14 protein-coding genes are annotated in these 14,471 nt (G+C 58.2%); 10 read left to right on the top strand and 4 right to left on the bottom strand.

Annotated elements, in window-relative coordinates:
* Nucleotides 1-59: 59 nt before the first annotated feature.
* Nucleotides 60-260, top strand: a complete 201-nt coding sequence (locus QLQ17_RS01625; RefSeq protein ID WP_283207791.1) for a hypothetical protein — start codon at nucleotides 60-62, stop codon at nucleotides 258-260.
* Here the strand turns inward: QLQ17_RS01625 and yihG are convergent.
* A complete protein-coding gene (gene yihG / locus QLQ17_RS01620; protein WP_283207790.1) occupies nucleotides 257-1,153 on the bottom strand; it encodes a 1-acylglycerol-3-phosphate O-acyltransferase, YihG family in 897 nt (298 codons plus the stop codon). The two genes, QLQ17_RS01625 and yihG, sit on opposite strands and share 4 nt — an antisense overlap.
* 202 nt (nucleotides 1,154-1,355) lie before the next feature.
* Between yihG and QLQ17_RS01615 the strand changes: the two genes are divergently transcribed.
* A complete protein-coding gene (locus QLQ17_RS01615; RefSeq protein WP_283207789.1) occupies nucleotides 1,356-2,453 on the top strand; it encodes an alpha/beta fold hydrolase in 1,098 nt (365 codons plus the stop codon).
* Here the strand turns inward: QLQ17_RS01615 and QLQ17_RS01610 are convergent.
* Entirely contained in the window at nucleotides 2,450-3,121 is a 672-nt protein-coding gene (locus QLQ17_RS01610) for a haloacid dehalogenase type II (RefSeq protein ID WP_283207788.1), read from the bottom strand. The genes QLQ17_RS01615 and QLQ17_RS01610 overlap by 4 nt on opposite strands.
* Before the next feature lie 99 nt (nucleotides 3,122-3,220).
* Between QLQ17_RS01610 and QLQ17_RS01605 the strand changes: the two genes are divergently transcribed.
* The 5 genes from QLQ17_RS01605 to QLQ17_RS01585 all read left to right on the top strand — a co-directional run bounded on the left by QLQ17_RS01605 (nucleotide 3,221) and on the right by QLQ17_RS01585 (nucleotide 8,751).
* A complete protein-coding gene (locus tag QLQ17_RS01605; RefSeq protein ID WP_283207787.1) occupies nucleotides 3,221-4,450 on the top strand; it encodes an alpha/beta hydrolase in 1,230 nt (409 codons plus the stop codon).
* A gap of 21 nt (nucleotides 4,451-4,471) precedes the next feature.
* Nucleotides 4,472-5,374 (top strand): LysR family transcriptional regulator, encoded by a 903-nt coding sequence (locus tag QLQ17_RS01600; protein ID WP_283207786.1) that lies wholly within the window; start codon nucleotides 4,472-4,474, stop codon nucleotides 5,372-5,374.
* Between the two features lie 230 nt (nucleotides 5,375-5,604).
* Nucleotides 5,605-6,822 carry a Bcr/CflA family multidrug efflux MFS transporter gene (locus tag QLQ17_RS01595; protein ID WP_283207785.1) on the top strand — a complete coding sequence of 406 codons (1,218 nt, stop codon included), beginning with the start codon at nucleotides 5,605-5,607 and terminating at the stop codon, nucleotides 6,820-6,822.
* A gap of 97 nt (nucleotides 6,823-6,919) precedes the next feature.
* Nucleotides 6,920-7,417, top strand: a complete 498-nt coding sequence (tpx, locus tag QLQ17_RS01590) for a thiol peroxidase (RefSeq protein ID WP_283207784.1) — start codon at nucleotides 6,920-6,922, stop codon at nucleotides 7,415-7,417.
* A gap of 59 nt (nucleotides 7,418-7,476) precedes the next feature.
* Nucleotides 7,477-8,751, top strand: coding sequence for an MATE family efflux transporter (locus QLQ17_RS01585; protein ID WP_283207783.1), 1,275 nt, complete (start codon nucleotides 7,477-7,479; stop codon nucleotides 8,749-8,751).
* Here the strand turns inward: QLQ17_RS01585 and QLQ17_RS01580 are convergent, their stop codons facing one another.
* The gene (locus tag QLQ17_RS01580) at nucleotides 8,752-9,183 is read right to left on the bottom strand and encodes a thioesterase family protein (protein ID WP_283207782.1); all 432 of its coding nucleotides are present in this window, start codon (nucleotides 9,181-9,183) and stop codon (nucleotides 8,752-8,754) included.
* Between the two features lie 132 nt (nucleotides 9,184-9,315).
* On the opposite strand from QLQ17_RS01580, the gene QLQ17_RS01575 reads away from it, so the two are divergent.
* From QLQ17_RS01575 to QLQ17_RS01565, 3 genes are read left to right on the top strand one after another with little or no spacing between them, the layout of a single operon-like run.
* Nucleotides 9,316-10,947, top strand: a complete 1,632-nt coding sequence (locus tag QLQ17_RS01575) for an MBL fold metallo-hydrolase (RefSeq protein WP_283207781.1) — start codon at nucleotides 9,316-9,318, stop codon at nucleotides 10,945-10,947.
* Nucleotides 10,948-10,965: 18 nt separating this feature from the next.
* Nucleotides 10,966-12,189: a succinylglutamate desuccinylase/aspartoacylase family protein gene (locus QLQ17_RS01570; protein WP_283207780.1), complete on the top strand. Its 1,224-nt coding sequence runs from the start codon at nucleotides 10,966-10,968 to the stop codon at nucleotides 12,187-12,189.
* A 3-nt stretch (nucleotides 12,190-12,192) separates the two neighbouring features.
* Nucleotides 12,193-13,122 carry a DMT family transporter gene (locus QLQ17_RS01565; RefSeq protein WP_283207779.1) on the top strand — a complete coding sequence of 310 codons (930 nt, stop codon included), beginning with the start codon at nucleotides 12,193-12,195 and terminating at the stop codon, nucleotides 13,120-13,122.
* Here QLQ17_RS01565 and QLQ17_RS01560 read toward each other — a convergent pair.
* Nucleotides 13,119-14,294, bottom strand: coding sequence for a MalY/PatB family protein (locus QLQ17_RS01560; protein WP_283207778.1), 1,176 nt, complete (start codon nucleotides 14,292-14,294; stop codon nucleotides 13,119-13,121). The genes QLQ17_RS01565 and QLQ17_RS01560 overlap by 4 nt on opposite strands.
* Between the last annotated feature and the right edge of the window lie 177 nt (nucleotides 14,295-14,471).

The raw sequence follows: 14,471 nt of genomic DNA, 5'->3' as shown, positions 1-14,471 counted from the left end.
CGACGCACGCCACCAACGTAGGTTAATACAACACCGACACACGATACGGAGGTGGTTCCATGCCCATCAGCCCAGACGAATTTCTGCGGAAATATGGCTTCGATGAGGACGAGGAAGAGCGGGATCACAGCTTGCGCCACAATGCCATGGAGCACGCCAAGCACCTGAAGCGCCCCCACGCCGGCACGCCCCACGATTGGGAAGAGTGGGAACGCTACAAGAAAGAGCACCCCGACGAGGTGGAGGACGACAAAACCTAGGTTTCATTCAGCATCCGGGTCAGGCGCTCATCTTTGGCCTCCCAAATCTCGGCCAACCAGGCTTTGACGTTCTTGCGGTGTTCCGCATCGCTGGCGTAATCCCGGCCTTTCAGATAATCGGGAATGCTGACCGTGTCTATGTGCATTTTAACTTCACTGACCCGGCCGCACAGGAAGCCCCAGAAGCCTTGCGCGCCACCGGGATAGGCAATGGTGACGTCCACCAGGGTCTCAATGGAGTCGCCCATGGCGTCCAGCACAAACGCCACGCCACCGGCTTTGGGCGTTAACAGGTTCGTGTACTTCGATTTTTGTTTGGCATGCTTTGCGGGTGTGAAGCGCGTACCCTCCACAAAATTCATCACACTCACCGGCGTATAACGAAATTTCTCGCAGGCCTTGCGAGTCGCTTTCAGGTCTTCGCCCCGCTTTTCCGGGTGCTTGATCAGGTATTCCCGTGAATAACGCTTCATAAACGGAAAATCCAGCCCCCACCATGCCAGGCCAATGACCGGCACCCAGATCAGTTGCTGCTTCAGGAAGAACTTCAGAAAGGGTGCCCGCCGATTAAACACCCGCTGCATGGCAAAAATATCGACCCAGCTCTGATGATTGCTCAGTACCAGATACCAGCTTTCCCGCTTCAGTTTCTCGTCACCTTCAACCTGCCATTGGGTGCCGTGGGTCAGCTTCATCCAGCCGGTGTTGCAGGCTACCCAGGATTCTGAAATCCAGATAATCAGGCGGGTACACAGCACCCGAAAACCGGTGTGCGGGATGATCAGCTTGAAAACGGCTGGAATGTAGAGCAGCAAACACCAGAAGATGGTATTCAGCCCTAACAGAATGGAATTGAGTACGCCGATAACTGGGGCAGGCAGAAAACTGAGCATGGGCATCCTGTTTTTTTGATTTTGTTCAGGTTGTTTTTGGCAAGGCCGAATCATAGCAACCGAAGGGCTCGATGGGCAGTGGCCGAATATGACCACTTTGCCAATGGCATTGGACGATTGTGCCATAGGTAAAGCCTGCGGGGTGCTCTACTATCGTCGCTCTTACATTTTCACAGCTTCAAAACCTACTGACGCCCTAGCTATGTCCAATCGGTTCAAAAACGCCTTCGATCGAGTTTTCCGCGCCGCCAGCATGGTACAGGCAGGCAAGACTCCCTATAAAATCCTGCACACCGATGGCCTGGTGAGCCTGCGCTACTACCCGCCACTGGCCGAATTCACCATCGAACTGGACGACCTGACCATCCCGGTGGAGCAGACCCGGCACCGCACGCCTGTGGTTATCGTGCCCCCCCTGGCAGTGAACATGTTGATTTACGACCTGTTCCCTCAGCGCAGCCTGGTACGGTTTCTACGGGCAAAGGGATTCGAGGTCTACCTGATCGACTGGGGCATTCCCACGCGCAAGCACAGCCATTACAACCTGCACACCTACGTGGCCGAATTGTTGCCCGCTTACCTGAACCGGGTAAGAGAGCACAGTGGCGAACAGGAACTGTCGCTTCACGGCTGGAGTCTGGGCGGCATGTTTACCCTGTTCTATTCCGCCCTGAGCCAGGATCAGCACATCCGTAACGCCATTGTGGTGGGCTCACCCGTAGACAGCCACGCCTCTGGCGTCATGGGTTTGATGTATCAGGGGGTTTCAAACGTCGCAGATTTCGTTCAGAAGCGCACCGGCTTCAAGCTTCACGACCTGAAACCGGTTTGGTTCCACAGCCCTGGCTGGGCCAACACCATTGGCTTCAAACTGACCAACCCGATTGGCAGCTTCAAAGGCTACTGGGAACTGTTGGTTAAACTCGGCGACCGGGATTTCGTCGCCGATCACGCCACCACCTCGGCCTTTCTCGATCGGATGGTGGCCTACCCAGGAGGCATTGTTCAGGATGCCGTCGTGCGCCTTTGGATCACCAATCAACCGTCCAAGGGCAAGATCCAGATCGGCGACGACGTGGCACGGCTGGAAAACGTGAACGCCAGCCTGTTTGCCATCGCCGGTGAGACTGACACTCTGGCCATGCCAGACGCGGTGGGAAAAATTCAGGATCATATCCGCTCGGAGGACGTCACCTTCCGCGTGGTGCCCGGCGGTCATATGGGCATACTGGCGGGCAGCAAGGCGCCCAAAGCCAGCTGGCTCGAGCTGGCCGACTGGCTGGCAGAGCGCTCCGATTAAAGGCTGGAAAGCACTTCGGGCAATTCAGACAGGCTATTGATCGTCGCTGAAGGCTCAATGCCCCAGTCTTCAAATACCTTATGCGGGTCACGCTGAACCCAGATCGCCATCAGCCCGGCAGATCGAGCGCCAATCACATCCCAGGCGTTGCTGGACACCAGACACAGCGGCTGATCCAGCGCGCCAGTGGCCCGACGGGCGTAGGCGTAGACGGCTGGGTCCGGTTTGAAGCTTTTAACGTCATCCACGGAGATCAGCCCATCGAACAGCGGCAGAAGATCATTTTGCCCCAGGACCTTTTTCAGGGCGGCTGACGTGCCGTTGGAAAACGCGTACATCAGATAATTGCCTTCCAGCGCCCGCAATGAGGGTAGAGCATCGTCAAACGCGGGCAATTGAAGGTAGGCATTCATCAGCTCGTCTTCACGCTTTTTGGTCAGCGAAAGACCATGGCTGGTCATGGCATAGCGCAGCGCCTGCCGGGTACACACGCCAAAATCTTCATAGGCGCGCATCAGGCCCTTACGAAACGCAAACTCCAACTGCTTTTCCCGCCATTGGGCGCTGACCGACTGGGCGGCATCGCGGGCATCGCTGGCCAGCAGTTCGGCCATTCCCATGGGGTCGACCAGTGTGCCATACACATCAAAGGCCAGAATGGGCTGCATTGTCTGTCTCCTTGCTATCATCCAGTCAGTTATTGCTCATCGTACACTGACGCAGCACGACGCCCGACTGTTCATTCATTCCATTGTTTAAAGCGACCCATGCATAAAGCCCTGTTCACTCTCTGTCTTATTTCGTTGGCCTGCCTGCTCGCAGCCTGCGCGTCGAACGAGCCAAGGGCCGATCAGACACTTTACGAGCCGGCTGACTCACAATTAACGCCGGTCGACGCAAGCGATTTCGACGCCTACCTGGCTGACACGCGACGCCATCTCGAGGCCAATCTGGTGGCCCTGCCCGGCTTCACCCGCGAACAGCAAATCGAATGGAACATGCCGTTCAAACACACGCTGCCGGATACCTGCACCGGCCAACCATCGCGTGGCATTCTAATGATACACGGGTTGAGCGACTCACCATTTGTTTTCCGGGATTTTGCCAGAGTCCTGGCAAAAGACTGTGTCGAAGTCCGCACTGTGTTGCTTCAGGGGCACGGCACCCGGCCGGGCGACATGATTGAAGCCAAGGCGGCGGTGTGGCGCAAACAGGTCAGAACCCACTTCTACGCTCTGGCAGACGATGTAGAGGTGGCCCTGATTGGCGGTTTCTCGCTGGGCGGCGCTCTTGCCACGGAGCTAGCGCTGTCTGAAGAGCAGCCCAGGCCCGCCGGGCTGGTAACCCTGGCGCCGGCCTGGGAACTGAGCGGACTGGACAACTATTTATGGTTGGCCAGCACCGCCAATCTGTTTCTGGACTTCGTGGAGGAGGAGCCGGAACTTAACCCGGTGAAATACGAATCCCTGACCATCAACGCCGCCGTGCAACTTACAGACGTGCTAGAAGGTGTGGACCAGCGCTTTTCCGCAGAAGACCCTTCCGATTTACCCTTGTTTCTGGTGGCAACAGAAGCCGATTCCGTTATCGACCTGTCCTACCTGATGGACAGTTTTTTGAGACGCTTTGATCACCCAGACAACCGCATGATCGTATTCCGTGACCAGCGGCGTGAGTGGCCATATAAAGCCAACCCGGCCATTGTGTTGTTGGATGGCTATCGGCCCGATCTCAACATTCTGGAGTTCTCTCACCAGTCGCTTCCGGCGTCACCCGACAACGAACTGTATGGCATCGGCCGTCCTCTTCAACGCTGTCTCGAACCCAACCAGATGAGCCTGGCGGAGTGTCGAAATCTGGCGCCAGACAAACTCTGGTTCAGCGCCTACAGCGATGGCGGCCAGCCGGTTCCCACCAGTCGCCTGACCTACAATCCGGACTTCCACCGCGTCGCCCGGGCGCTGTCTGAATTTATCCGCACACGGGACATTCCCTGACAGACCGTTATACTGGGATTCATGAACCCCATTGATACATTCAATCTGGACATTCGCGCGCTGGCGACCTTCATGGCGGTGCTGGATGAAGGCAGTGTCTCCCGGGCTGCCGTGCGCCTTGGCGTCAGCCAGTCTGCGGTCAGTCACACGCTGGATCGGGTGCGCGCGGCGCTGGGCGATGCCCTCTTCGTGAAATCCGGCCGCGGCATTGTGCCCACTCGCTACGCAGTGCAGGCCGGGCCTCACATCCGCCAGATTCTGGACGAGTTACAGGCGCTGCCGTCAGGCCCGCCGTTCAGCCCGGACACCGCCGAGTTCAGTTTCACGGTCGCCGCCAACGATTACCAACGGGACCTGTTGCTCCCAGGCCTGGCCAACATTCTCAGAGATCAGGCACCGGGCATTCGGCTGCAAGTCATTCCCTCCGGCATCCCAACCGCCGATATGCTGCGCAAAGACGTCTGTGATCTTATCCTGTCACCACACGCCCCGGAGACCACAGACATTATGCAACGTGGCCTGATGGACGATCACATGGCGGTGTTCTATGACCCTGCCTGTCGATCGGCACCGGACACACTGGCGGACTATCTGAAAGCAGACCACATCGGCATCCTGTTTGGCGCCGGTGAAAAAACAGCCCTAGAGGATTCCCTCGCCGCCCGCGGCCTGAGCCGCCGCACCGTGGTCACCGTCTCCAACTTTTCCGGCCTTCCGGCCTTTCTGAAAGGCAGCGAACGTCTGGCGTCGGCTCCTGTGCGCATGAGTGAGCACTTACTGAAGGACTTCGCCCACGCCCCGCTTCCCTTCGACTACAAACCCTTCACCATGCTCATGCTGTGGCACAAGCGAAACCAGACGGACCCCGCCCACCGCTGGCTTCGTAACCAGCTAAACAGCGTTGCCTCCTCTCTCAGCCCCTAATTCATCTGTTTTGCTCATACATAGTATGAACCAGCAGACCGTTATTCATTCGGGATCGAAGCGTAGACTGTTTTTCCTCACAGTCTGAATCGGAGCGAGGGGGAGTGGCCTTTCAAAACTGTGCGGAGCCATGGATGGCGGAGCCCAAGCGTCACATGGATGTGCCGAAGGAGCGTGTTTTGAAAGGCCACTCCGCCTCGCTCCAGACTCGCAATTATCAGGAATAAAGAATGCTCGCACTAACCAGCATTTACACAACGATTTTATTGGCCGCCGCCGTGGCTCTGGGCCCGCTGGCCATTGACCTTTACCTGCCAGCACTGCCGATGATGGGGCAGGATCTCTCGGCGTCCACTTCACAGGTTCAGTTAACCCTGAGCGTCTACATGGCCGGTTTCGCGATGGCCCAATTGCTGTGTGGGCCGTTGGCCGATCGTTTCGGTCGCAAGCCCATTATGATCGGGGGCTTCCTGCTGTTCGCGCTGGCGAGTATTGGTTGCGCGATGGCAACGAACATCGAAACGCTGATTCTTTTCCGTTTTCTGCAGGCCTTGGGTGGGTCCGCCGGGCCCGTTCTGGGCCGCGCCGCGGTTCGTGATATTTATACCCCTCGCGAGGCAGCCCGCATCATGGCGATTCTGGCCAGCATTATGGCGCTGGCGCCAGCCATTGCGCCGACTCTGGGTGGTTTCATGGCGGTCAGCCTTGGCTGGGAATCGCTATTTATTGCACTGGGTTGCTACTCGCTCCTGATGGCTGCAGTGGTTGCCATTGGTATTCCTGAAACCATGAATCCGGCGCACCGGCAGTCCATGAAGCTGCGAAGCCTGCTCAGAAACTATCGTACGGTCATCACCAATGTGCCGTTTCTGGGGTACACGCTGACCAATTCCCTGACGTTTGCCGGGCTCTTTGCATTCCTGTCGGGTTCGTCATTCGTACTGATTGATTTTCTGGGGGTTAAGCCAGAACACTTCGGACTGTACTTCGCTTGCGGTGTTGCGGGTTACATCGCCGGTAACCTGGCTGCAATCCGGCTGGGACACACTCTGTCCTCAGATGAGATTCTGGTTCGTGGGCTGGTCGTAACCATGATCAGCGGTCTTGTCATGGCGGGGCTGGCGCTGGCCGGTGTGTTCAATGTCTGGGCGGTAATGGTGCCGCAAATTGTTGCCATGGTGGGTGTGGGTATGGTGCTGCCACAAACCATGGCGGGCGCTCTGGCAAATTTCCCGACCATGGCGGGCTCGGCCTCTGCGCTGTTCGGGTGTGCCCAGATGGTCATTGCTGCAATCGTCGGAGGTCTGGTGGGCTATCTGCACAGCGGTTCGTCCGTGGTTATGGCGGTGGCAATTGCGCTGTGCTCGACCGCGGCATTCATCGGTTACGGACTGCTGATTGGCCGCCAGCCCACTGAAGAACCAGTGCCAGCTGCCGAGCCCGCGTAAGGCTGAGCTCCGTTATGATCGTGAAAATACATCCAAAATGAACTACACAGAGTAGGTTGTTAAACATAAAACCCACTTCCTCAGTCAGGATTTCATCATGAGCGATGTAAAACTGGGCGGCGACCCGATCGAAGTCAGCGGAACTTTTCCCCAACCCGGCAGCCAGGCACCGACCTTCACACTGACCAACCAGGGACTGGAAGACGTGACCCTGGACGACTGGGACGGCAAACGCAAAGTGCTGAATATTGTGCCCAGCCTAGACACTCCAACCTGCGCCACCTCCACGCGTAAATTCAACAAAGAGGCCAGCGGGCTGGACAACACCGTGGTGCTGGTCATTGCTGCGGATCTGCCCTTCGCGATGGGACGTTTCTGCGGGGCCGAAGGCCTGCAGGATGTGGTCACCCTGTCATCCTTCCGCAACTACAGCTTCCAGCAGGATTATGGTGTGGCCATCCAAAGCGGCCCACTGGCAGGACTTTGCGCGCGGGCCGTGGTGGTTCTCGATGAGAACAACAAGGTGCTGCACAGCGAACTGGTTGACGACATCAAGAACGAGCCGGACTACGACGCCGCACTGAACGCACTGTAACCACAATCTCGGTGCCTCAGGAAGACTCAAACCCGGGCCTTGCCCGGCAGCTATTCTCGATGACATGGCCGATGTTGTTCGGCGTACTGTCGCTGATGACCTTTCAGTTGGTAGACAGTGCGTTTATCGGCCAGCTGGGCCGCGATCCCCTCGCGGCCCTCGGCTTCACCCTGCCGATGCAGCAATTGATCATCGGCCTACAGGTGGGCCTGGGCATTGCCACGACCGCCATCATTTCCCGCACGCTCGGCGAAGGGGACTCCCTTCGCGCTGAACGGCTGGGTGGCCTGGTGGTTGTGGTCGGTGCATCCCTGGTGTTTCTGCTGTGTATCGGCCTCTGGCTGCTCCAGGGGACGATCATGACTCTGTTGGGCGCTGAGCAGAACCTGCTGCCCCTTATCCGCACCTATTGGATCCCGTGGCTGTTGTCAGCCTGGACAGGCGCCCTGCTGTACTTTGGCTACAGCGTGTGCCGATCCCACGGCGATACCAAGCTGCCCGGCTACCTGATGATGGCAACCAGCCTGCTGAACATCGCACTGGATCCGCTCTACATTTTTGTTTTCGATTGGGGGCTGCCGGGCGCGGCGATGGCGACGGTTACCTCGTTTGGCATCGGCTGCGCCATTGTCTACCCCAAGCTTTTGAAATCCATGTGGCTTCGTTTTGATCTGGGTCAACTGGCGTTGCTCCGGGCCCTGAAACAGCTGGGCAGTATCATGGCGCCGGCGATGGTCAGCCAGTTGATGCCGCCAGCCTCCGCCATGCTGGCGACTGCGATTGTGGCCGGTTTCGGCTCAGCGGCCGTTGCAGCCTGGGGGCTGGGCACCCGTCTGGAGTTTTTCTCCATCGTGGTGGTTCTGGCCCTGACCATGTCCATGCCACCCATGATTGGCCGTATGCTGGGCGCTGGCGAGATTGAACGGATCCGCTCACTGATCCGCATCGCGGTAAGGTTTGTGGTGGTGTGGCATCTTGTTATTGGCATGCTATGGGCCGCCAGCTCCGGCCTGGCGTCAGCGTTGTTCACCAGCGACCAGGCGGTCACCGACGTGCTCGGCAGCTATTTGACCCGTGTACCCCTTAGCTACAGCGGGCTGGGGGTATGCATTCTGATGGTATCGGTGTGCAACGCTCTTGGGCTGGCCATTCGAGCACTGATCGTCTCTACCCTGCGGTTGTTCGCCTGCTTTCTGCCATTTCTCTGGCTGGGCGCACAAATCGGCGGCATTGATGGCTTGATGACCGGGGCTCTGATCGGCAACCTTCTGGCTGGCGCCATGGCCTATGCGTTCTACCGCAAAGGCGTCCGGCACCTGGCCGCCAGCGCCTGATCAGTCAGCGCTGAATCGATTGCGGAAGCTCTCCGGCATGGGCACCACCGACTTGCGCTGGTAGTTGAAGAACACAAAGCCATACTTGGCCAGGGCCACCGGCTGCCCGCTTTCCGCTTTGGTCACACGGAACACGAAATCGCCGCCGTATTTATTGAAGTCCATCAGCCCTACTTCAAATCGAAGCATTTCGGGGAAGAAGGATTCGGACTGATACATGGTGGCCAGATCCGTCACGATGATGCCAATGCCATCGTTGCCGGCCTCCTGGATGCCATAGTTCACCAGGAACTGGGCCCGCGCTTCTGACAGCATGGATATGAGGGCGTCGTTGCCCAGATGATTTGCGCCGTTGATGTCAGTAATTCGAACGGGCATTCGGGTTTCAAAGTAGAAAACGTCGTCTGGAAAGGCGAGTTTGATTCGGGCCACGTTAGGAATGTCCTGTCTTTCGGGTGAGTAGCTAGGCGGGCCATGATACTTGGTTTTTTTGTCTATCCTGAATAGGTTAGATCGTTGATTGGCTCATTGATTGGCCAATTTATTCATCGCACCGGGAGTTTTATGGACATACGGCCTGCCGCAACACTGGTTCTGACAAGAGACACCGACGAAGGACTGCAAGTATTGCTGTTGCAGAGAACATGGGACGCGGTGTTCCTGCCAGGTTTTTACGTATTCCCTGGCGGTGCTGTGGACGACACCGAGTCTCATGCCAGGCATTACGCCAATGGCCCGGAAGACGCCGCCATCAGCCAGATCATGAGCCTGGACGAGGGTGGCGCCGATTACATGTTGGCCGCGGTTCGAGAATGCTTTGAGGAAGCCGGTATTTTGTTGGCCCAGACCGACGATGGTCAGATGGTCACTGCCGACCACCCCGCTCACCAGTACCGGGATGATCTGTTTCAGGGCAAAGTCTCCTTTGCCGATCTGTGCCACCGCCATGGGCTTACAGTGCCGCTGGACCGACTCGCTTACCTGAGCCACTGGACCACGCCGCCAGGGCCGCCGCGCCGTTTTGATACCCGATTTTTCGTGACCGCTGCACCCGATGGCCAGACGGCTCGTCATGACGGTACCGAAACCATTGATCACCTGTGGATCAGCCCTGCGCAAGCACTGGACGAACACAGTGCCGGCACCCGGCTGCTTGGCTTGCCCACACTCCAGACCCTGCGCCTGCTGAATGACTTTGATACCACGGAATCGGTGATGCGGTACGCCCACGCCAACCCGCCAGACCCGGCTCCAAGCAAGCGCTGGCCGGCCCAAAAGAAGGGTCGCACCGTGGAACTGGAGCCCGGCGCACCGGCCTACGACGAAGCCCGAAAATTGGACCCGGAAGGGGAAGGATCCACCCGTGCCGAGATCATTGCCGGCGAGGCGATCGAAGTGGCTGCTGGGGTGCTGCGTGTAACCGCCCCCAACCCCGGCATGATGACCGGGCCGGGTACCAACACTTATGTGCTGGGACGCGAGCGATTTACCATCCTTGATCCGGGACCAGACCACGCCGGCCACATTGAGCGGCTGTTAGAGCTGACGGGCGGTTTGATTGATCAGGTCATTGTGACCCACACCCACATGGACCACTCGCCGGCTGTTGCAACGCTTAAGGCCAGAACGGGATGCCGAGTCTTTGGTCTGCCAGCCCCCGAAGGCCCCGGGCAAGACCAGAGCTTTTATCCGGACGACCAGCCAGAAGACGGCGACCTGATTGTGACCGAAGCCGGCATACTCAAGGCGATTCATACACCCGGGCATGCCTCAAACCACGTATGCTACCTGCTGGTGGACCAGCAGCTGCTGTTTTCCGGGGATCACATCATGCAAGGTTCCACCGTGGTGATTAATCCGCCGGATGGGGACATGAAAGCCTACATCGAGTCGCTGTACGACCTGCTGACCGAGACCATAACCTATATCGCGCCCGCCCATGGTTTTCTGATGGGCCACCCAGGGGAAGTGATCGACTACCTGATCACCCACAGGCTGGCGCGGGAACACAAGATAGAGCGAGCACTGAAATCGCTTGGCCATGCGGACCTGAAAACCCTGACCGCCAGCGCCTACGACGATGTGCCGCCAGCCCTGCATGGGGTCGCTTCGCGTTCCGCCCTGGCCCACCTGCAAAAACTTCAGGCGGAGCACAAAGCAGCAGTGAGCCAGGATCAATGGCGGTTGCTGGATTAGGCAAAATCGTGAGGAATTATGCTGTTTGCACGGACCCACACACACAATTTGCCCCCGATACTTCTGCTCGTGGCGGTCTTCTGGCTGCCGGGTCTCGTCCTGGCTGAAAGCTCAGAAAGTTCTAATCAAGAGGTGGCCCCCGATATCGACCTGAAAGAAGTTACAGAGCCGCCAGAGACGCAAGCCAGATCGGCGCCCGAGCCGGTTGACGAAACGGATGCCCAACAGGTGGCGTCAGAGCAACAGCCGGAAAAGAAACCAGAACAGGCACCCGCCAGGCAGGCCAAGCCATTAACACTGCTGGGCAAGGAGGTACTTCCCGGTACCGCTACCCGTCTGGCCTGGTCACCCGGCATTCAGATCGCCGGTCTCTCACAGCCTACGCCGGTTCTGGTGGTCAACGGCGTCAATCCCGGCCCGACGCTGTGCCTGACGGGCGCCATTCATGGGGATGAACTGAACGGCATCGAGATTATCCGGCGCACCATGTATGACCTGGACCCGGAAAAGCTGTCCGGCAGTGTGGTCGGCATTCCCATCGTGAATCTGCCTGGCTTCCAGCAGGGCACCCGTTACCTGCCGGACCGGCGAGATCTCAACCGGCATTTTCCGGGGAGCACCAACGGCAGTCTGGCTGATCGCATCGCCCACTCGTTGTTCAAAAACATCATCCGGAACTGCACGATGCTGGTGGACATCCATACCGGATCGCTCAAGCGGACTAACCTGCCGCAGCTTCGTGCCGACATGAACAATCCGGACGTGGCCAGTCTCACAGAAGGGTTTGATGGGATGGCAGTGGTCCACAGCTCGGGCTCAATCGGCATGCTGCGAACGGCGGCGGTTGCGGCAGGCGTTACCACTGTCACTATGGAGGCCGGTGAGTCCCACCGTATTCAGGAACATCAGATCGAGGCCGGGGTTAACAGCCTGACCAGTTTAATGGAGCGCCAGGGCATGATTTCCCGCATGTTCGTATGGGGCGACCCAGAGCCCATCTATTACGACTCGGAATGGATTCGTGCCAGCCATGGCGGCATTCTGTTCAGTGATATCGAACTGGGGGACGAAGTCACCAAAGGCCAGATTCTGGGCTATGTTTCAGACCCCATCACCAATGCCCAGCACCCGATTAGGGCTGAAAGCGATGGCCGAATCATTGGCATGGCGGTGGATCAGGTGGTGATGGCGGGTTTTGCCGCTTACCACGTGGGCACAGAAGCCGAGGTGCCGGGGGAGTAATGTTTGGCGCAACCTGATCGCTCATCCACCCCGTCGGCCTCGCCATTATGGCTGGCCTACCTTGGCCTGATACTCACTCCGTTGTTCTGGGCGGGCAATGCGGTGGTGGCCAAAGGTACCGTGGGCGAGATACCGCCCATGTCCATGTCGTTCTGGCGCTGGATCATTGCGTTGTGCATCCTTCTGCCCTTTGGCCTGCCCGGCGTGATTCGTCATCGCGACACCATTCGTCAGCACTGGCGCTCCATTCTGGCCCTGGCGACCTTCAGCGTGGGCGCGTTCAATTCGCTGCTGTATCTGGCGGCGCTGACCACGTCCGCCACCAACATCGCGCTGATTAACGCCACCATCCCGATCATGGTAGCCCTACTGGCATGGTTGATTCTGGGCGATCGAACACGGCCCATCCAGGCGCTGGGCATTGCCCTGGCCATCGCCGGCATCGTAACGGTGGTTGCCAAAGGCAAACTGTCCACATTGACCGGCTTGCAGGCCCATCCTGGTGATCTGATTATGGTTCTGGCGGTGTCCAGCTGGGGTCTGTTTTCGGTGCTGTTGCGACGCCAGTCAGTGCCCTTGCCCGCGCTGACCTTCCTGACGGCCCAGATTGCATTCGGCGCCGTGGTGATTCTGCCTTTCTATCTTGTCGACCTGATGTTCATATCCGGTGGCTTCGAGGTGTCGAAATCAACGGTGCCGCCCATGCTTTATGTGGCCATTTTCCCCGGCATCATGGCGTACGCCTGCTGGAATCATGGGGTACATCGAATCGGCCCTTCAAAGGCGGCCATTTTCATGTATCTGACTCCGATGTACGCCGCGGTGTTAGCGGGTCTGTTCCTGGGTGAGCGGTTAAGTGGCTTCCATCTCGTGGGTGGCACCCTGATTCTGGTGGGGCTACTGCTGGCGACTCAGGCCAGGCAAAAGCGCTAGAAAGTTTCGTAGGCGCCGGCGATCGCATCAAGCGCGCGCTCCAGGGTAACTCTCGGGCATGCCAGATTAAGACGCATGAAACCGCTGCCCTGGCGTCCAAACGTCTGCCCCGGATTAAGCCCCACACCGGCCTGATCCACGAAGAAGGCTCTCAACGCCTTATCGTCCAACCCAAGTTCCCGACAATCCAGCCAGAGCAAATAACACCCCTCGGGTTCCCGCACTTTGATGGGAGGCACCCGGCGCCTGAGGCTATCAATGACAAAGTCCCGATTACCTTGCAGGTAAACCAGCAACTCACCCAGCCAGGGACCGCCATGGCGATAGCCCGCCTCGAAACCGGTCATACTGAAAGGGTTGCATTGCAACATGTGCATGGAATCAAAAACTTGCCTCATGGCCGCCCGCAGGTCGGGATTCTGCACAACCAGGGCAGATAACCCAAGACCGGGCAGATTGAACGTTTTACTGGGCGCGACCGTGGTTACCAGGGCATCATCATCCCGGGCCAACAGGCCCAGCATGGTGTGCGCTGGCTTGTCCGGGAACACCAGATCACAGTGAATCTCGTCAGAAACCACCACCAGGTTGTGGCGCCGGGCAATGTCCAGGACCGCTTCAAGCTCATCACGCCGCCAGACCCGCCCAACCGGGTTGTGAGGGGAGCAAAGCTGAAGAATTCGCACGTCCTCGGCCGCAGCGCATGCCTCCAGATGGGCCAGATCCATCCGGTAATCCCCGTGTTCCTCGATCAACGGATTTTCCACCACACGGCGCCCGGTTTTCTGGATGGCGCTAAAGAAAGGCGGATAAACCGGGGGCTGAATAATGATCCCCTCACCGGCCTCAGCGAACGCCATCGCGGCAGCATGAAGGGATGGAACCACGCCCGGCACCAGCTGAATCCAGTCCCTTTCGATGGTCCAACCATGTCGATCCCGATACCAGTCGATCATGGCGTCATAGAGGCTGTCGGGATAGAGCGTGTAGCCGTATGCCGGATGTTTTGCCCGTTCCGTCAGCGCAGTAACCACCGGTTCCGGCGCCGCGAAATCCATATCCGCGACCCATAGGGGAATGACATCCTCGCGGCCAAATACGGCCTCGCGGGCGTCGTACTTCACCGCTCCGGTATTGGCTCGTGAAAATGGCTGGTCAAAAAGGTGGTTCAAAGCAGATCTCCGCTGGCTCAATGAGGTCCTATTATTCTGTGTGCCTGCACCGGCGACTGCAACACAGTGCTCCGACCCATTCGCCATTGGTCGCATTCGCCCGGCTTTCACTTGCTCACGGCCCCTGATACTTGCGAACCTAACGGTTTGTTTGCGCCTTTAGCGCCTGCAAGGAGA

Origin of the sequence: Marinobacter sp. CHS3-4, assembly GCF_030053415.1 — a bacterium.
Taxonomy (GTDB): domain Bacteria; phylum Pseudomonadota; class Gammaproteobacteria; order Pseudomonadales; family Oleiphilaceae; genus Marinobacter.
The sequence above is the reverse complement of the archived record's forward strand: the minus strand, read 5'-3'. Positions and strand labels throughout refer to the sequence as shown.